Annotated in this window: 22 protein-coding genes; 10 read left to right on the top strand and 12 right to left on the bottom strand. The window is 56.5% G+C overall.

What is annotated here, in order from left to right; genetic code table 11:
* Positions 1-13 precede the first annotated feature (13 nt).
* From Q3Y58_RS10110 to Q3Y58_RS10095, 4 genes are all read right to left on the bottom strand, one after another.
* Complete coding sequence (locus Q3Y58_RS10110; RefSeq protein ID WP_319622140.1) at positions 14-694, bottom strand: TetR family transcriptional regulator; 681 nt, start codon at positions 692-694, stop codon at positions 14-16.
* Between the two features lie 83 nt (positions 695-777).
* On the bottom strand, positions 778-1,602 hold the full coding sequence (proC, locus tag Q3Y58_RS10105; RefSeq protein WP_319622139.1) for a pyrroline-5-carboxylate reductase: 825 nt from the start codon (positions 1,600-1,602) through the stop codon (positions 778-780).
* Positions 1,599-2,099, bottom strand: a complete 501-nt coding sequence (locus tag Q3Y58_RS10100) for a type III secretion system chaperone family protein (RefSeq protein WP_274218367.1) — start codon at positions 2,097-2,099, stop codon at positions 1,599-1,601. The genes proC and Q3Y58_RS10100 overlap by 4 nt, the downstream gene beginning before the upstream one ends.
* Before the next feature lie 298 nt (positions 2,100-2,397).
* Entirely contained in the window at positions 2,398-2,679 is a 282-nt protein-coding gene (locus Q3Y58_RS10095) for an accessory factor UbiK family protein (RefSeq protein ID WP_274218366.1), read from the bottom strand.
* A gap of 224 nt (positions 2,680-2,903) precedes the next feature.
* Here Q3Y58_RS10095 and lgt point away from each other — a divergent pair, with 224 nt between their 5' ends.
* From lgt to Q3Y58_RS10065, 6 genes are all read left to right on the top strand, one after another.
* On the top strand, positions 2,904-3,728 hold the full coding sequence (lgt, locus tag Q3Y58_RS10090; RefSeq protein ID WP_319622138.1) for a prolipoprotein diacylglyceryl transferase: 825 nt from the start codon (positions 2,904-2,906) through the stop codon (positions 3,726-3,728).
* Between the two features lie 4 nt (positions 3,729-3,732).
* Positions 3,733-4,824, top strand: a complete 1,092-nt coding sequence (locus Q3Y58_RS10085) for a class I SAM-dependent methyltransferase (protein ID WP_319622137.1) — start codon at positions 3,733-3,735, stop codon at positions 4,822-4,824.
* A 72-nt stretch (positions 4,825-4,896) separates the two neighbouring features.
* Positions 4,897-5,661, top strand: coding sequence for a peptidoglycan editing factor PgeF (pgeF, locus tag Q3Y58_RS10080; protein WP_274218363.1), 765 nt, complete (start codon positions 4,897-4,899; stop codon positions 5,659-5,661).
* 22 nt (positions 5,662-5,683) lie between these two features.
* A complete protein-coding gene (locus tag Q3Y58_RS10075; RefSeq protein WP_274218362.1) occupies positions 5,684-6,844 on the top strand; it encodes a M24 family metallopeptidase in 1,161 nt (386 codons plus the stop codon).
* Positions 6,845-6,925: 81 nt separating this feature from the next.
* Positions 6,926-7,438, top strand: coding sequence for a hypothetical protein (locus Q3Y58_RS10070; protein ID WP_274218361.1), 513 nt, complete (start codon positions 6,926-6,928; stop codon positions 7,436-7,438).
* 227 nt (positions 7,439-7,665) lie between these two features.
* Positions 7,666-8,598, top strand: a complete 933-nt coding sequence (locus tag Q3Y58_RS10065; protein WP_274218882.1) for a ribose-phosphate pyrophosphokinase — start codon at positions 7,666-7,668, stop codon at positions 8,596-8,598.
* Positions 8,599-8,666: 68 nt separating this feature from the next.
* Here the strand turns inward: Q3Y58_RS10065 and Q3Y58_RS10060 are convergent, their stop codons facing one another.
* Positions 8,667-9,494 (bottom strand): sulfite exporter TauE/SafE family protein, encoded by an 828-nt coding sequence (locus Q3Y58_RS10060; protein ID WP_413697805.1) that lies wholly within the window; start codon positions 9,492-9,494, stop codon positions 8,667-8,669.
* A 298-nt stretch (positions 9,495-9,792) separates the two neighbouring features.
* Here Q3Y58_RS10060 and Q3Y58_RS10055 point away from each other — a divergent pair, with 298 nt between their 5' ends.
* From Q3Y58_RS10055 to ychF, 3 genes are read left to right on the top strand one after another with little or no spacing between them, the layout of a single operon-like run.
* Positions 9,793-10,416, top strand: a complete 624-nt coding sequence (locus Q3Y58_RS10055; protein ID WP_319622136.1) for a 50S ribosomal protein L25/general stress protein Ctc — start codon at positions 9,793-9,795, stop codon at positions 10,414-10,416.
* A 30-nt stretch (positions 10,417-10,446) separates the two neighbouring features.
* Positions 10,447-11,202: an aminoacyl-tRNA hydrolase gene (gene pth / locus Q3Y58_RS10050; RefSeq protein WP_274218359.1), complete on the top strand. Its 756-nt coding sequence runs from the start codon at positions 10,447-10,449 to the stop codon at positions 11,200-11,202.
* Entirely contained in the window at positions 11,202-12,302 is a 1,101-nt protein-coding gene (ychF, locus tag Q3Y58_RS10045) for a redox-regulated ATPase YchF (protein ID WP_274218358.1), read from the top strand. The genes pth and ychF overlap by 1 nt, the downstream gene beginning before the upstream one ends.
* Before the next feature lie 114 nt (positions 12,303-12,416).
* On the opposite strand, the gene Q3Y58_RS10040 is transcribed toward ychF, so the two are convergent.
* The 7 genes from Q3Y58_RS10040 to Q3Y58_RS10010 all read right to left on the bottom strand — a co-directional run bounded on the left by Q3Y58_RS10040 (position 12,417) and on the right by Q3Y58_RS10010 (position 17,621).
* On the bottom strand, positions 12,417-13,226 hold the full coding sequence (locus tag Q3Y58_RS10040) for a DeoR/GlpR family DNA-binding transcription regulator (RefSeq protein WP_319622135.1): 810 nt from the start codon (positions 13,224-13,226) through the stop codon (positions 12,417-12,419).
* Between the two features lie 79 nt (positions 13,227-13,305).
* Positions 13,306-14,103: a DeoR/GlpR family DNA-binding transcription regulator gene (locus Q3Y58_RS10035; RefSeq protein WP_274218356.1), complete on the bottom strand. Its 798-nt coding sequence runs from the start codon at positions 14,101-14,103 to the stop codon at positions 13,306-13,308.
* 81 nt (positions 14,104-14,184) lie between these two features.
* Complete coding sequence (locus Q3Y58_RS10030; protein WP_274218355.1) at positions 14,185-14,664, bottom strand: GNAT family N-acetyltransferase; 480 nt, start codon at positions 14,662-14,664, stop codon at positions 14,185-14,187.
* Between the two features lie 19 nt (positions 14,665-14,683).
* A complete protein-coding gene (gene bluB / locus Q3Y58_RS10025; protein ID WP_319622134.1) occupies positions 14,684-15,361 on the bottom strand; it encodes a 5,6-dimethylbenzimidazole synthase in 678 nt (225 codons plus the stop codon).
* Positions 15,358-15,906, bottom strand: coding sequence for an adenine phosphoribosyltransferase (locus Q3Y58_RS10020; RefSeq protein ID WP_274218354.1), 549 nt, complete (start codon positions 15,904-15,906; stop codon positions 15,358-15,360). Before Q3Y58_RS10020 ends, bluB begins: the two co-directional genes overlap by 4 nt.
* 137 nt (positions 15,907-16,043) lie before the next feature.
* Positions 16,044-16,565 carry a P-loop nucleotide/nucleoside kinase family protein gene (locus Q3Y58_RS10015; RefSeq protein ID WP_319622133.1) on the bottom strand — a complete coding sequence of 174 codons (522 nt, stop codon included), beginning with the start codon at positions 16,563-16,565 and terminating at the stop codon, positions 16,044-16,046.
* A 180-nt stretch (positions 16,566-16,745) separates the two neighbouring features.
* Positions 16,746-17,621 (bottom strand): S-methyl-5'-thioadenosine phosphorylase, encoded by an 876-nt coding sequence (locus Q3Y58_RS10010; protein ID WP_319622132.1) that lies wholly within the window; start codon positions 17,619-17,621, stop codon positions 16,746-16,748.
* A gap of 61 nt (positions 17,622-17,682) precedes the next feature.
* On the opposite strand from Q3Y58_RS10010, the gene Q3Y58_RS10005 reads away from it, so the two are divergent.
* Positions 17,683-17,870 (top strand): hypothetical protein (locus Q3Y58_RS10005; RefSeq protein WP_319622131.1); only part of this gene is annotated, 188 nt, incomplete at its 3' end.

Raw genomic sequence — 17,870 nt, 5'->3', positions numbered from 1 at the left:
CCTTTGCTTAGAACTAGATTTGATAGTCGCTTCCCCCGGAAGCCTCATCGGAAGGTTGCCGGCGGTTTCGTCGACCAGAGCGCATCTCGTTCATTCTCTTGAGGAAAGGTGAAAGGCGTTTTTGGGCTTTGTCCACGCGGCGCAGCCAGTCTTGTCCCTCTCGCAGCATCTGGTCAAGCGCGGCCATGGTCTTAGGTTGCCTTTTGTCCTCTTCCTCCAGCCATACCTTCAACACCCGCCAGAAGCCCACCGTCAGCGCATTGGTCACACCGACTTTCCTGAGCCCATGCAGTTCTATGCCCGCGCCAGCAAGCATCCATTCCATGGATTTTGCTGAGGTCCGCTGCATTTCGAGCCCAAAGCCGGGGGAGGCTTCAACGGCATCACGCAAATGGCGCAGGGCCGCGCGGTGGGGTGCAAGGAAGTCGAGCCGCGTCATGAGCACATCAAACAACCGCTCACGCGCGCCCTCTTCCTCCATGTCCTCATCGGCTTCGGCGAGGACCTTCTGGTCGATCTGGCTCACAAAGGCGCCCAGGATGTCGATCTTGCTATCATAGCTGGCCCGCAGCACATCAAGCCCCACGTCCGAGGCCTCTGCGATGCTTGCATAGGTGATCGACGCATAACTCTGCTCACTGAGCAGCTTCATGAAGCTGTCGACAATACGCTTGCGTGTCTTTTCCGTAGGCACCGGCACACCTCCTCACCCTGTCACATGGTCCTGCTAGTAAGCTAGCGATGAAACACGTCACGTCCAGTGCCGAGCCTGCTATTTTATTGCTTGGAAAGCTCTTTTGCCCGCTGCGCCGCCGCAACCGCTGCCTCGCTCATGAGTTCCGTCAGCCCGTTGTCCCCCATCAGGACGTTCAACGCCGCCGCCGTCGTCCCACCGGGAGAGGTCACGTTCTCCCGAAGCGTGGAAGCTTCCAGTGAGCTTTGGTAGAGCAGTTCACCTGCTCCACATACCGTTTGGCGCGCCAATTGAGCGGCAACCTCAGGCGCCAGCCCAAGCCGCTCGCCAGCAGTCGTCAGCGCTTCTGCCATATGGAAAACATAGGCAGGACCAGAACCGCTGATTGCAGTCACAAAGTCGATCTGCTCCTCCGTCTCCACCCAGACGAACGTGCCAACAGACTCCATGAGCTGCTTTACCAGCGCCTTTTGCGGCGCGCTCACCTTGGCATTTGCGAAGCCGCCGGAGATCCCGCGACTGACCTGCGCAGGGGTATTGGGCATTACCCGCACCACCGCACTGTCTTTACCAAAGGCGCTCTCGAAGAAGGAAACCGGCGTGCCTGCGGCAACGGAAACAACAAGGGTCTTGTCATCTACGCACGCGGCAAGAGATGGCGCGATCTGCGCCATCATCTGCGGTTTGATGGCAAGAAGCAGAACGCCGGCATTCAAGCCGTTCGGAAGCTTCTCATGCCATGTCACTGCATGTTGTTTCAGCAAAGCCTGCATTTCAGCAGAAGGACCCGGATCCAAAACACAGACACTTTCGGGCTTTATACCCTGACGAAGCCAGCCTTCCAGCATGGCTCCGCCCATCTTCCCTGCCCCCACCAATACGAGAGGGCGCTCTGCTGTCAAACTCATGCTTCGCCTACAGTCTCAAAAAGAGCGGTCTTCACCGCCTCATCAGCGGTCTTCCCGGCCCAAACAACAAACTGGAAGGCCTGATAGTAGCGCTCACACGCTTCCAGCGCATGAGAAAGCATCACTTCAATCTGCTGAGAGGTCGCCTCAACACCACCGGCCAACAACAAGGATTGCCGGAAGATCACAATGCCTTCCCGGCTCCACAAGTCGAAGTGCCCCATCCACATCTGCTCGTTTATGAGGGCCAGCAAGCGCACGATTTCGGTGCGCCTTGGGTCTGGCACCTTAAGGTCAAACGCAGCGGCAAGATGCAGAGCTTCAAGCTCTTCCATCCAGGAAAAGGAAATGTGGTAATCGCACCAGCTACCGGTAACGGAGATGGAGATTTCGTCGTCACCAAGACGCTCAAAGGTCCAATCGTTGAGCGCCGCCACGTGTTCAATCGTGTCGACTGGATTTGGAACTTGCTCGAATTCGGTATCTATGAGGCTCATATCGGTCCTCTCAATGCTAGAGGGCGGATGAAAAACGACGCCCCACTTAATGTGGCGGTATCGTTCCCTAGGACCAGACACTTCTTGTGTTCTTCGTGGTTCGTCGCAGACTTTGGTGCCTTTTGCTTGAGGCTTCAGTCCAACCGCATGCCTATGACGAATCCTTGTTTTAAGAAAATATACAGGCAAGCTCCCTCATTGGGATACATGCCCCTCCCGGTGCCAATCGGGAAATTTGTGGACGACAAAACATCGCCCACAGAATTTTAACCTGTCATTACGGGCAGCTTTGGCGCGCCTAGTCCTTTTCGCGGGTAATCGCAGCTTCAAGTGCAGCGATCCGGTCTTCAGCAGCCTTGAGGCGTTTTTCGAGGCTTTCTACATCGTCAAGAGCGCGTACGGCCATCTCTTTGGTCGCATCAAACTCTTCACGGCTCACCACATCCATGTCAGCCATAAAGCGCTCGATCTGTGCCTTGAATGCTGTCTCCACCTCACGGCGAGCGCCTTGCGCAACACCGGCGGCATCTGTCATCAGCTTAGCAAAATCATCAAGGAACTTGTTCGGCGATTGGGTCATCTCACGCTCCGCTGTCATTAAGGTACTGTAGACCTATTGTGGCAGCCCCTCAACTTCAAGAGAGATCCGTGGCTAAACCAGTGTTAACGGCGGTTGCGCACGAGTTTTATTTGCTCTCAATAATTTTAGCGCCAATCACCTCTGAAGCCACGCCGCCCATCTTGCACGAAGTCGCCGAATGACGCATGTAAGGGCCATAAATTCACCCCACCACCGGAACAGACATGCCCGTTTTTGCAATCCCGTTTCCTCATATTGATCCGGTCCTGATTGAGCTCGGGCCTCTCGCCATCCGCTGGTATGCTCTGGCCTACATTGCGGGCATTTTGCTTGCCTGGCGTTACATGCGAACCACTGTCATGAACGACCGCTTCTGGGGCGCAAGTCAGCAGCGCCCCACGGCAGGAGACATTGACGACTTCGTTGTCTGGGCAGCCCTTGGCATCGTGCTCGGTGGCCGCTTGGGGTATGTGCTGTTCTACAATCCAGCCTACTACGCGGCCAACCCGGGCGAAATCCTCGCCGTGTGGACTGGCGGCATGGCTTTTCACGGCGGCTTTCTTGGCGTTGTGGTGGCAATGGTGGCCTATAGCTACGCCAAGGGCCTCAGCCTTCTCACCCTCATGGACCTGTGCGGCATTGCGGCACCCATCGGTTTGTTCTTCGGGCGCCTGGCAAACTTCATCAATGCAGAGCTTTGGGGCCGCCCCACCGATGTGCCATGGGGTGTCATCTTCCCAAATGGCGGACCTTTACCCCGCCACCCAAGCCAGCTTTATGAAGCCGCTCTCGAAGGCATCCTTCTGTTCATCATCCTGCGCGTTCTCATGAAGCGCTTCAAGTTCATGCACCACCCCGGCGCTCTGGCGGGCTGTTTTGCTATCGGCTACGGTGTTTTCCGCTCCATCGCGGAGCTATACCGCGTTCCGGACGCCCATATCGGCTATCTTTCAGGTTTCCTGACCATGGGCATCCTGTTGAGCCTGCCCATGATCATCGCAGGCGCGGCACTCACTGTTTATGCCCTGCGCAAGGCACCAGCGAAGTAAGCACATGACGACCCACAAGACCCTGCTCGACAAGATCAAGTTCCGTATTGCCCATCAGGGTCCAATCACCATCGCAGAATACATGAACCTGTGCTTGGCGGACCCGGAGTTCGGCTACTACATGACGCGGGAGCCCTTCGGCGCTAAAGGAGACTTCACCACAGCGCCTGAAGTCTCTCAGCTGTTTGGCGAGATCATTGGCGCATGGCTTGTCAATCAATGGCAGCAGGATGGCGCACCTGATGCCTTTCATCTTGTCGAGCTTGGCCCGGGGCGCGGCACCTTGATGAAAGACGTGTTGCGCGTTGCCAACCTGCGGCCCGCATTCATGCAGGCGGCGAAGGTGCATATGGTGGAAACCAGCCCGCGCCTGAAGCAAGTGCAGAAGAACCGTCTCAGCACACAGAACATCCAGTGGCATGAAAGCTTCGAAAGCGTTCCAGAGGGGCCCCTATATGTGATCGCCAATGAGCTGTTCGACGCCCTGCCAGTTCACCAGTATCAGCTCACGCCACAAGGGTGGCGCGAGCGCTGCGTTGGCCTTACAGACGCCGGAGACCTTACCTTCGGCTTCAGCACAACCACGCTGGACACACGCCTCCTTGCAGAAAACATAAAGAACGCGGGCCTTGGCAGCATACTGGAACTCAGCCCCGCCTCCACCGCACTGGCGACAAGCATTGCCCAGCGCATTACGGCGCATGGCGGCTCAGCGCTCTACATCGACTATGGCTACACGCAAACTCAAGTGGGCGACACGCTGCAAGCCCTCAAGGAGCACGCCTACGTCTCCTGCCTTGAAACACCTGGGCAGGCAGACCTCACCGCCCATGTGAACTTCGAGGCTCTGGCCACAGCCAGCAAGAAAGCAGGCGCAATTCCCCACGGCCCGATCACACAGGCCGACTTCCTGCTAAGCCTCGGCCTCTTGGAGCGCGCAGGACAGCTCGGCGCGGGCAAATCAGAGGCGGAGCAGACCGACATTCGACAGGCTGTAGAGCGTCTTGCCGCCGACAATCAGATGGGCACCCTGTTCAAACTACTGGCAATCACTGCAAACAACATACCGCCAGTGCCGTTCTCCGCTAAAAACTAAAGCCTATTCCGCCGTGCGAATTGACAAACCGCGGGGAAGTCAGTCAACCTTCCCCGAAATGGAGGAGGCTTGATGATCCGAGCGCCTGAACTGGCATCCATGCCAAATGTGCGGCATGGCTTTTTTACGCGTGAAAACGGGGTATCATCCGGCCTTTATGAAAGCTTGAATGTAGGCTTGGGGTCCAAGGATGATCGAGACAACGTGCTGGAGAACCGCCGGCGCGTCGCTGAGCGGCTTGGTGTAGATGGCACTCACCTTGCCACCCCCTATCAAATCCACTCACCCGATGTGCTCGTGCTGGACGCTCCCCTCGCAGAGGATGCAGCGCGAGAGGCCGACGCGCTGGTCACGGCAACACCGGGCCTTGCGATTGGCGTTTTGAGCGCCGATTGCGGTCCGATCCTGTTTGCCGATCCCGAAGCAGGTGTCATTGGCGCAGCCCACGCTGGCTGGCGTGGCGCATTCGGCGGCGTCCTGAAGAACACCATTGCAGCAATGGAAGGTCTGGGCGCTCACCGAAGTGCCATCGTTGCGGTTCTGGGGCCCACCATCACTCAACCAGCCTATGAAGTTGGTCCGGAGTTCAAGGACCAGTTCCTCAGCCTTGACGGCACATTCGAGCGTTACTTCAGCCCGTCTGCGCGCGAAACCCATGCACAGTTCAACCTTCCGGCCTTTATCCTTGATCTTCTGAAGGCCGAAGGGGTGCAGTCCGCGTCTTTTGTTGAACGCTGCACCTATGCGGAACCGGAGAAATTCTTCTCCTACCGCCGCTCCACCCACAAGGACGAGCCGGACTACGGCCGCCAGATTTCTGCCATCGTACTCGCCTGAATGCACTGGAAGGGATAAATCCATGGCTCTGCACTTCACACCAGAAGAGTTTGAAAACAGAAAGCAGGCGCTAGAGGCCAAAATGGCCGAACGAAAGCTGGACTGTCTTTTGGTTTTCGCTCAGGAAAGCATGTATTGGCTTACGGGCTTTGACACATTCGGCTTCTGCTTTTTCCAGTGTCTCATTGTCCGTCCGGGGGAAGAACCGATCCTTCTGACCCGCTCAGCGGATCTGCGTCAGGCCCGCCATACCTCCAACATTCGCGATATTCGCCTCTGGACCGATGTCGGCGGCAAGTCCCCGGTTGGACAGGTGAAAGAGATCCTGTTTGATCTCGACCTGCTGGGCACCCGCATTGGTATCGAATACGACACCCACGGGCTGACCGCTGCAAACGGCCGCGATCTGGACGAATCCCTGCGCGCATTTGCCGACACACGCGATGCCTCCGACATCATACCAAGCCTGCGCCTCATCAAGTCGCCCGCCGAGCTAGAATATGTCCGTGAAGCCGCCCGGCTTGCCGACGCCGCTTTCGAAGCTGGCTTGGAGGTAGCGGGCCCCGGCGTCGATGAAGGCTTGATTCTCTCTCGCATGCAGGGCGCGATCTTTGAGGGCGGTGGTGACTATCCGGGCAATGAGTTCATCATCGGCTCCGGTCGAGACGCTCTGTTGTGTCGCTACAAGGCCGGTCGCCGCGAGCTTTCGGAAAACGATCAGCTCACGCTGGAATGGGCAGGCGTTTACCGCCACTATCACGCGGCTCTCATGCGTACGGCCATCATTGGCGAACCTACGCCGCGTCACAAGGAGCTGCATCAGGCAGCACTTGCTGCGCTTCATTCCGTTGAAACAGTGATGATACCGGGGAACACCTTTGGCGATCTGTTCACCGCCCATGCGGATGTTCTGGACGAACGGGGCCTGATGTCTCACCGACTCAACGCCTGTGGCTACTCCCTCGGAGCCCGCTTTACCCCAAGCTGGATGGACGCCCCTTACATGGCATATCGGGGAAATGAACATGTCATTGAGGAAAACATGGTGCTGTTCATGCACATGATCATCATGGATTCGGACAGCGAAACCGCCATGACGCTGGGGCAAACCTACATTACCCACAAGAACGGGCCAGAAACATTATCCAAGCTCTCTCTCGACCTGCCCGTTAAGGGGCGTTAAAGATTGTTCAGCTAGGACCCATTAAGTCTCTGCGCGCGGGGCGAAGCGCGCTGGATGCTCTGACATCGGTTAAGGAAGAAAATGTCCAGGTTTCAGGTTTTGTCACGGTGTTTGGCCGTAAGCTCAGTGCTGCTGCTCGCTGCGTGTGGAGGCGATCCCGTACCGCCTGGCACCTTGAATACAATGAACTCCATGATCAATCAGGATTCTGTCGCTCCAACAGTGGCACCTGACAAGGCAACTTTCGCCTTCGAACAGTTCACCGGCATTCCGGGTAACGCTGGCGACGACCTCGCCCGTTCCATCGCATCAAGCGCCCGCAATCAAAAGATCAATCTGGTGCGCCGCATTGGTGCCCCTTCCACCTATCGCGTGCAGGGCTATCTCTCCGCAGTGGGTGACCAGTACACCACCACCGTGTTCTATGTTTTCGACATCATGGACAACAACGGCAATCGTCTGCACCGCATTCAAGGGCAAGAGCAGTCTGATGGTGGCTCAGGCGATCCTTGGGCGTCAGTCTCGGGCGACTCACTGGATCGCGTTGCAGCGCGAGTCGTAGCGTCAATCAGTGCATGGGTGAACAGTGGTTAGCCGGCTCTGAACCGATTAATCGCGACTATTAGCCAGAATGCCCAAAAAAACACAGCAGTTCTGTCCTTCTGACTATTGTCGGCATGACATCTGATTGCTAAAAGGCGCGCAACGACAGCAGCAGATGCTGACGTTGAAATCCGGCACATGCCATCTGTTGAATTACAGCGGGGCCTGTCGCACCACAGCGACTGCCCATGTCACAGCCCAAGAAGGACTTGCGGGTCATGAAAATCGTCGCGGGTAACTCAAATCGCGCGCTGGCTGAAGAAATCTCAAAATATCTGGATGTTCCTATGGCAAAGGCGCAGGTTCGCCGCTTTGCCGATCAGGAGATCTATGTTGAGATTCAGGAGAACGTGCGCGGCGAGGATGTCTTCGTCCTGCAATCCACCAGCTATCCAGCCAACGACCACCTTATGGAACTCCTGATCCTGATCGATGCGCTGCGCCGCTCTTCCGCGCGCCGCATCACAGCAGTGATTCCATATTTCGGTTATGCCCGACAGGATCGTAAAGCTGGTCCTCGCACACCAATCTCCGCAAAACTGGTCGCAAACCTCGTGACCAACGCGGGCGCGGACCGTGTTCTGACCATGGACCTACACGCCGGTCAGATTCAGGGTTTCTTCGACATTCCAACGGACAACCTCTACGCTGCGCCAGTCATGACGCGCGACATCAAGGAGCGTTACTCCACGGACAATGTCATGGTCGTCTCACCAGATGTGGGCGGCGTTGTTCGTGCACGCGCGCTGGCAAAGCGCATCGAAGCGCCTCTTTCCATCGTCGACAAGCGCCGCGACAAGCCTGGCGAATCCGAAGTCATGAACATCATTGGTGATGTTCAGGGCTACGACTGTATCCTCGTGGACGACATTGTTGATTCTGGCGGCACGCTGTGCAACGCGGCTGAAGCCCTGTTGAACCATGGCGCGAAGTCAGTCACGGCATACATCACCCATGGTGTTCTGTCCGGCGGCGCAGTGGCACGCGTATCCGCTTCCAAGCTCAAGGAACTGGTCATCACCAACTCCATCGAGCCAACCGCAGCGATCACAGCCTCACCAAACATCCGCACGATCTCGATCGCGCCGCTGATCGGTGAAGCAATCAACCGCACGGCTCAGGAAAAGTCTGTTTCCAGCCTGTTCATCTAAGAACCGGTTACAGAAGAACGATCAAAAGCCAGTGGCGCTCCCCGCCTCTGGCTTTTTTGTTGTCAGGGCTAGAGGAATACGTCCCACAGCATCTTGCCGCCGGTAAAGGCGAGGAACATGGCAAACAACGCCTTTAAAAGCTTTGGCGGGATTGTGTGCGCCAGTTTCGCTCCAAGCGGCGCGGATAACGTGGATGCGGGAATGATGAGACCGAGGCCAATCAGGTTCACATAGCCCAGAGAGAATGGCGGTCGTCCGGGCACCCCCATGCCGAAGTAGATGGCGGCCAGTGTCCCCGGAATGGCGATGATGAGGCCGATTGCAGAGGCCGTGCCCACTGCCTTGCGAATGGGGTATGAGTACAAGGTGAGAATGGGAACCGAGAGCGTCCCGCCGCCAATCCCCATCATCACCGAGAACCCGCCGATCACAAATCCCAGCAGTTCCTTGACCGGCGTCCCCGGAAGACCATCGGCAAGCGAGGCCGCGTTCTGCCTGAAGGCCATGTTGAAGGCCACCAAAAGCGCGACAACGCCAAAGACCGCCGTCAGGACAGCACCGCTGACAAGCCCTGATACCACGGAGCCCGCGACCACGCCGACGGCGATCGGAGCACCCCATCGCTTCAACAGGTCCATATCGACACCGCCACGCCTGTAGTGTGCCCGAGCCGAGGAAGTGCCCGTTGCGATGATTGTCGCAAGCGATGTTCCCACGGCCACATGCATGATAACCGATGGATCCACCTGCAATGCGGTAAACATGTAGTAGAGGACGGGCACGATCACGATCCCACCGCCGACCCCCAACAGCCCGGCCACAATGCCCGCAATAACACCCGTCGCCAACAATCCGGCGGCAAAGCCGAGGATGTTCATCAAGTCCAGTTCTGCCACAGTTCCCCTCCAAAGGGGCGCCTGTTCCACCTCTGATTTTGCAATGATTTTCGGCGCCCGTGTCCCTTGCCGCAGCGGGCAAGTGTCATCATGCGACATTACCAAGAGAGCCGATGGGAAAGAAATGCGCCTTTAGCCGCTCTGGACGGGCATGCCACTTGCTCTTTGCCCCCGCATCCGCTATACGAGCCACGCGTGTCGACACCCTTGGAGGAGGCACGCAAGCCGGGCCGTGTACGGAGAGGTTTTTTCACCCCTTCCGCGGCCTTCTTTTATATCAAAATTAGGAGTAACCACCATGGCGAGCAGCTATGAGCTGAAAGCAACGGTGCGTGAACGGGTTGGCAAGGGGGCCGCTCGTGCATCTCGTCGCGCAGGCCTTGTTCCTGCAGTGATCTATGGCGACAAAAAGCCAGCCGTTTCCATCGAGCTTCCTTACAAGGAAACAATGATTACCATCGAGAAGGGCGGTTTCCTCTCTCAGATTGGTACCGTTGATCTGAACGGCGAAAAAGTTTCTGTCATCGCGAAGGACTTCCAGCTGGAGCCTGTACGTGACTTCCTCGTACACATCGACTTCATGCGCGTTGCTGCCGATGCGAAGCTGACAGTTGAAATTCCAGTTCGCTTCCTGAACGAAGAAACCTGCCCAGGCATCAAGCGCGGCGGCGTTCTGAACATCGTTCGTCACACCGTTGAAATGGTTGTTCCAGCCAACGCGATCCCAGAAGCGATCGAAGTTGACCTGGCAGACGCAGACCTCGGCTCTTCTCAGCACATCTCTGCTGTCAAGCTGCCTAAGGATTGCGAACCAACCATCACCGACCGTGACTTCACCATCTCCACTATCGCTGCACCAGCTGGCCTGAAGGAAGCTGACGAAGGCGAAGAAGGTGCAGAAGGCGAAGCAGGCGACGCTTAAGGTTTTCTCGTCAGGACTGGAGTGAACCAGATGAAGCTGCTTGTCGGCCTGGGTAATCCGGGTCCTAAGTACGAAAAAAACCGGCACAATATCGGGTTCATGGCGGCAGATGAAATTCATCGCCGCCATAGCTCATTCACGCCATGGAAGTCCCGCTTTCAGGCGCAGGTCTCGGAAGGCAATCTGGAAGGCGAAAAAGTCCTCCTGATGAAGCCCACGACCTATATGAACGAGTCCGGTCGCGCCGTTGGCGAGGCGGCTCGTTTCTACAAGATCGCCCCGGAAGACATCATCGTTCTTTATGACGAACTCGACCTGCCCCCCGGCAAGTTCCGCATGAAGGCAGGCGGCGGGCATGGCGGACATAATGGTCTGCGTTCCATCACCGCGCATCTCACTGACGCTTATCGCCGTCTGCGGCTTGGCATTGGTCATCCAGGCCACAAGGACCGCGTCGTCCATTGGGTTCTGGGCGATTTCTCCAAGTCCGATCAGGAATGGCTTGAGCCGCTCCTCGAGGCCATTGCGCGCAATGCGCCGCTCCTTGCCAAAGGACAAGACAGCCAGTTCTCCAACAAGGTCACACTGGACACCCGCGGCGAGAACACCGGCAAGCCATACAAGAAGCAGTCTTCGCGGGATGCTGCGGCAGAGCGCTCTGCCGACAAGGCCAAGGCAGACCCCAAAACAAAAGTTTCTGGTAGCGAGGCCGCTGCGCCTGCTGCCAAAAAAGGACCGCTCGCCGCAGGGCTGGAGCGGCTTTTCGGATCGAAAGGACAAGACTAATGGGCTTTCAGTGCGGCATTGTCGGCCTGCCTAACGTAGGCAAGTCAACGCTCTTCAATGCGCTTACCAAGACCGCTGCGGCTCAGGCAGCCAACTACCCATTCTGCACCATCGAGCCGAACACCGGCGATGTTGCAGTGCCTGATCCACGTCAGGACAAGATTGCTGCGATCGCAGGCTCTAAGGAAATCATTCCGACCCGCCTCACCTTCGTGGACATCGCTGGCCTCGTCCGTGGCGCGTCCAAGGGCGAAGGTCTTGGCAACCAGTTCCTCGCCAACATCCGTGAAGTTGACGCCATCGCACACGTTCTGCGTTGCTTTGAAGACGACGACATCACCCACGTGGATGGCAAGATCGATCCAATCGCTGACGCTGAGACCGTGGAAACGGAGCTCATGGTCGCAGACATGGAGAGCCTTGAAAAGCGCATTGCGCCCTTAAAGAAAAAGGCACAGAGCGGCGACAAGGATGCCAAGTTGGCACTGCCCATCATGGAGCAGGCACTGGCCATCTTGCAGGACGGCAAGCCTGTGCGCGCATTGGGCCTGACCGACCCTGAAGAGATCCGTCAGGTGAAGATGCTCAACCTCCTGACCTCCAAACCGGTTCTCTACGTTTGTAACGTGGAAGAAGAGAGCGCCTCAGAAGGCAATGCCCTGTCCAAGCGCGTTGAGGAAATGGCCGCAGAAATGGGTGCCGCTTCCGTTGTTATCTCAGCTGCCATCGAAGCGGAAATCGCTCAGCTGGAAGACGAAGAACAGCGTGAATACATGTCCGACATGGGCCTCGAAGAACCTGGTCTGGATCGCCTGATCCGCGCAGGCTACGACCTTCTCGGCCTCATCACCTATTTCACTGCCGGTCCAAAGGAAACCCGTGCGTGGACCATCGTGAAGGGCACCAAAGCTCCTCAGGCCGCTGGCGTGATCCACACCGACTTCGAGCGTGGTTTCATTCGCGCCCAGACCATCGCCTATCCGGACTACATCGAACTGAACGGTGAAGTCGGCGCAAAGGATGCTGGCAAGGCCAGAGACGAAGGCAAAGAGTACGTGGTTCAGGATGGCGATGTGATGCTGTTCAAGTTCAACACGTAGCACCAAAGCCACAGACCTCCACCAGAGGTCGAGCGTGATCTGGATGTAAAAAGGGCGCCCTTCGAAGGCGCCTTTTTTCTTGTCCGCTCATTGATGGGCGCGGCAAGGCATCGCCTAGACGTCCAGCATAACGATTTCGCTGGCAGTCTCTACCTCCACTTGGGCAATGCGCAATGCCCGCAGGCCCGAGCGCATCAGCCGCGCCTGAGACAGTGGTTTCAAATAGCTGTCGGTAATGAAGTAGTCCACGTCCTGCGGCTCGATGGCCGTATGCCGACTGGGCACCCCAACCTTGCTGGAGTCACACAGCACAACGGTCTTGGTGCAGCTCTGAGACATGGCGCGGGCAAAGGAGGCCTCCTGCGCATCGTAGTACATGATCTCCCCCTCAGCGGAGACCCCCACCGGCGAGATAATGGCCCAGTCTGCCGGTGTGGCACGCACATTCGCCTCAGCCAGTTCGCCCATACAGCCGCCGCCATCGGCCTTCAAATGACCACCGATAATACGCACCTGACAAGTCGAGTTGGAGCTCACCATATGTGAGGCAACTGCATAGTTGTTGGTCGAAATGCGCAGCCCCGGAACGTCCGTAATGTTCTGCGTAAAGATGGTCATGGTGCTCCCGGCCTCAATCATCAGATGATCGCCAGGACGGAACAGGGTCGCAGCCAGCTGTCCAATCGCAAACTTCTCGGTGTAGTGACTGCGGAGGCGGACGGAATAGCGATCCTCTTCACGCGGTGCCAGATAGAACAGCGTGTCGTCATAAAGGTCAAAATGTTCTCTCAAGGCGAGAGAGTTTGCAATCTCACCCACACTCGACGGATCAATATTCAGTATCTCGCAGACTGTCTTGAGTTCGATGCGCCTGTATCGCTTGACCAGGTTGGCCAGCACATCGACCATTAGCTCGCTAACCATTCTGACCAGTCACCCCACCCCGAGACGCAAAACTAAAAAATATGCTGGGTAAAAATCCTAGTGTATCTACCCTAATAAACTATGTATCCAGAAGCGTCAGCTCACTGCGCTCCTCGGTTTCCGGATCCGCAAGCAGCACTTCTTTTGGCTTCAAGACCTTGCAAACGGCATCCAGTTCGGCAGGAGAACCTGCATCCGTCACAAGCAAGTCTATCTCCATCGGCACATTCGAAGAAAACCTACTTGGCACACCGAACTTGTAGCTATCCGCAATCACCATTGTCTTCTTGCCGTTTCGCTGCATCGCTTCACAAACAAGGATATCCTCCCGAAAGTAGTAGGCGAGCCCCTGCTCTGCGTTCAGGCTCACCGGACTGATGATCGACCAATCTGCGTCGATCTGCTCAATCCGGTTGATCGCTTCCGGCCCGTGCAGGTTTGAGTTTCCGGGCGTCAGGCTTCCCGAAATCACCTCCACCTCGATATAGTGCTTTTGCACCACAATACTTTGGGCAATAAGCGGGCTGGTGGTGGAGATGCTGATGTTGTCTTGGAAGTTCAGATGCTTGACGAAGTAGGCAGGCGTGCTTCCGCTTTCGATAAGTAAATGACTGTTCGCGCCAACCTGCTGCGCTGCAAGCTTCCCTATCGCGTCTTTCTCGCGAAAGCGATTGTGCATGCGCACGCCGATGTTTTCTTCGGCCTGCGGAATTTGGGAAATGAGCTTGTCGTCACTGACACGCACAGTTTTCCGGCGGACGGCTTCGTCTATCAACTTGGAAAAGACGGGCTCGCTCAGGCCAAGAATCTCCTGCGCCGTAACCACACGAATGGTACGGTGACTCTTGACCAGCTCCTCCAGAACCTTTGGTGTCATTGATCCCCCGAGCTGATCCCAACCCCAGCCCAAATTAAACAACGTTCAATTAACCTACCCTTACGACAAGTAGATTAAATTTTAAAGAGGTCGACCAAATACAACTTCATCGCGGATTGGTATACCATGAAGTCCGGTTACGGGGATCTCAGGTTTTTGCTTGCGCTCTTCGTCAATTGCGCCCTGCACAACGCGTTCAAGCCGGAAACCTCTACGTTGGTAGAAGCGGAAAGCGTCCAGATTGTCGTTGGAGGTACGTACCATTAGACGGGGGATATTTTCCGCAAGTGCGCTGTCAACCACTGCATCCAGCAGCATTGTACCGACGCCACCCCAGCGCTGGAGCGAATCAAGCGTGAGAATCTCCCACTCCGCGTCCCGCTTGATCAGCGTCACGAGGCCGACCAAACGCCCATCTTCCAGCGCCAGATAACCAGGCAGCCGGGAGGCGTCGATCATTTCGCCTTCAATCAGGATGTCAGGGCTTGTCCAGCGCCGTACCAGCAGGTCAACCACAAGATCGCGGTCCTGCTCTTCAATCGGTCTGATAACAACCGCCATCCATATGTCCTTCCTAAACTCAATCCTTTCGGCGCAGTTCCTTGTCCGAAAAGATCCGTGTCTCAAGTGAGGTTCGCTTCTGCCACCCCAATGTCTCCAGTTCAGGCGTATCTGTTTCCTGAACCGGGTATCCGATGCACAAGTAGGCCACAAGACACCAACTGTCTGGGGCCCCCATAGCTTTCGTTATGGCCTGAGGGTCAAGGATAGAGACCCAACCAACGCCGATCCCACGTATACGCGCTGCCAGCCATAAATTATAGATTGCTGAAACTACAGAGTAATTCAGTGTTTCGGGCATGGTCTGGCGACCAAGTCCGGCCCCTTGCACAGGGTCCTGCTCGCAAAACACCGCCAGCTGGACGGGGGCGATCTCAATGCCCGAGAGTTTCAACGTGGCATAGGTCTTGGCTTTGTCGCCCTTGTAGCCCGCCAAGGCTTCGCCGTTGGCCTTTTTGAAACTCTCATAGACCGCGCTTCGCACCTCAGGCGTCTCCACAACCACAAAGCGCCAAGGCTGACTGTTCCCAACAGAAGGAGCAAGGTCAGCAACCTGAAGTAGGTGATCGAGATCGTCTCTGGAAACGGGATCGGGCAAAAAATGGCGAACGTCGCGCCGCCATTTCAGTAGCAGTTCAAATTGGTTCTCAAATGCTCCCGAGAAACTCGGAATGTCCTCAGAACTCAAAGAAGTCAATGCCCTGGAAACTCCACCAATGTACGCACAGGTACGTTCATGGCTTCAAGTTTGGCACGTCCACCCAGATCTGGCAAATCGATTATAAAGCACGCAGCGACAATTTCCGCCCCCGCCTTACGCAACAGGGAAACCGCTGCTTCAGCAGTACCACCGGTTGCAATGAGGTCGTCGACCAAGAGCACCTGATCACCCGGCTTGATTGCATCAAGATGCATCTCAATGACATCGGAGCCATATTCCAGCTCATACTCTTGTTCCACGGTTTCACACGGCAGCTTGCCCTTCTTGCGCACAGGCACAAACCCAGCAGAAAGCTGGTGAGCAACCGCACCGCCCAGAATGAACCCACGTGCTTCAATGCCCGCGATCTGGTCCACCTTGGAGCCCGCATAAGGCTGCACAAGGGCGTCTACAGCTCTGCGGAACGCACGCGCGTTTTTAAGGAGCGTCGTGATGTCCCGAAACAGAATGCCCTTTGAAGGGTAGTCTGGAATGGTACGAATGGATTCAATCAGTTCTTCACGAATTGAGTTCTCAGACACGGTCCTGCTCTATGTTGACGGAGAGCGCGCGCTCTCCGTTGATTCCGAAATAGCGGGCCAATCTACACCACGCCGACCTTTAGACCAAGGTCGCATCATCGGTAGCACATGGAACCCGCGGCACATTATGAGCTGCGTCAGTCAGCTTCAATGGGCGACCACTCACCGTTGAAGCGGTGAACCACAACATCAAGCCCCTCCTCCGGGCTCGGCACAACGAAATGCCGCGAAAGCTGTTCGAACTGTTCATCGCTCGCCGCAAAGGGATGCTCCCCCATGGCGTTGCGCGCTCGGAGGCGCGCCTTGCACACCTCATCAGGCACATCCAGATAGTGAAGCCGATGCTCGGCGTCAGACGCCTCCACAATGGAGCGCATCCAGCGCCGCCGTTCGACCGTGTTGGCGTGGAAATCCAACACCACTGAAACACCTGCCCTCAACAAGGCAACGATGTGCGGACCAATCACCGCCTCCAGCTTCGCAGAACAGCGCACGAAGTCGGAGATTGAGACCATCTGGTCTCCATAAAGGCCCGCAAGCCATTCATCTTCGGCGAGGACAACCGTATTCGGTAGTTCGCCAAGCTTTGCAGTAAGCGTAGATTTGCCGGAAGCGACCTTGCCGCACATCAGGTGCAGAACAGGCTTGTCTTGTGACATGAGAAAACCCTTTGGAAAGCGCAGAACGCGCATTTAACAATCAGATGCAAATAACCCCGGCCCGGCAGTTCAGGCCGGGCTGATAATTCGCAACAGACGCCGCGCGCCAGAAATCTGAAAGTTGGTTCTCATAACCTCACGATGCCATGGAAGCGGATGCAAGTCCACGGCGCCTGCAACCTATGCCCTGCTCAGTACACGCCCCGCCACGGCGTCCAGTTTGGCGATCAGCTCAGGGTCACGCTTTTCAGGTGCCGTCATGATGGCATATTCCAGCGCACTGTTGGATCCGATGGGACATGGCTCGTGGTCACGCGGAAAACGCTTGGCAAGGTTCAACACCAGCCGCTGTGCATGGGCGACGTTTTCTTTCAGAACGCGAATGATGTCGGCAATGTCCACCGACCCATGACCCGGATGCCAACTGTCGTAGTCGGTTACCATGGCAACGGTGCAGTAGCTCATCTCCGCTTCACGGGCGAGCTTCGCCTCCGGCATGTTGGTCATGCCAATCACGTCGCAGCCCCATTGACGGTAAAGGTGGCTTTCCGCCATGGAAGAAAACTGCGGCCCTTCCATCGCCAGATAGGTTCCACCGCGACTGTAGGTAAGCGCTTCGTCCTTGCAGCTCTGCTCTACGAGGTCGAGGAGCTTTGGCGACACCGGCTCGGCCACGGAAACATGAGCCACACACCCCTTGCCAAAGAAGCTCTTCGGGCGCGCGAAAGTGCGGTCAATGAACTGATCGACCAGAACAAACGTGCCCGGCGCATAGTCTTCTTTGAGCGAACCACAAGCCGATACCGAAACCAGATCCGTCACGCCTGCACGCTTCAAGACATCGATGTTGGCGCGGTAGTTGATGTCACTCGGAGCATAAACGTGCCCGCGGCCATGGCGCGGCAAGAACACAACCTTCAGCCCTTCAATCTCGCCAATGCGCAGCGCGTCAGACGGCTCCCCCCAAGGGCTCTCGATGGTTTCCCAGCTGCTGTTTTCAAAGCCCGGCAAATCGTAAAGCCCAGAGCCACCAACAATTCCAAGAACTGACTTCATAGCAAAACCACCTTCTCTTCAACTTGCACCAAATGCGCCAAACTCAAACCCGCGCTCCAGCATGCAGAACCGCAAGGGTTTCTCAAGCCAAAACGGCCTCACCATAAAAAAGGCCGCCCGGGGGCGGCCTCAGACTGCTGACAAAGTGATTGAAAGTCCTCGCTTTATGCGGGGACTTTTGATTCAATGGGGTATGTTGAAGAAACCCTCCCCCCAGCAGACCGCTTTTGAGATGGTCAGTCTCGAGAG

Origin of the sequence: Nesiotobacter zosterae (assembly GCF_033843645.1) — a bacterium.
In the GTDB taxonomy this organism is placed as follows: Bacteria; Pseudomonadota; Alphaproteobacteria; order Rhizobiales; family Stappiaceae; genus Pseudovibrio; species Pseudovibrio zosterae.
The sequence above is the reverse complement of the archived record's forward strand: the minus strand, read 5'-3'. Positions and strand labels throughout refer to the sequence as shown.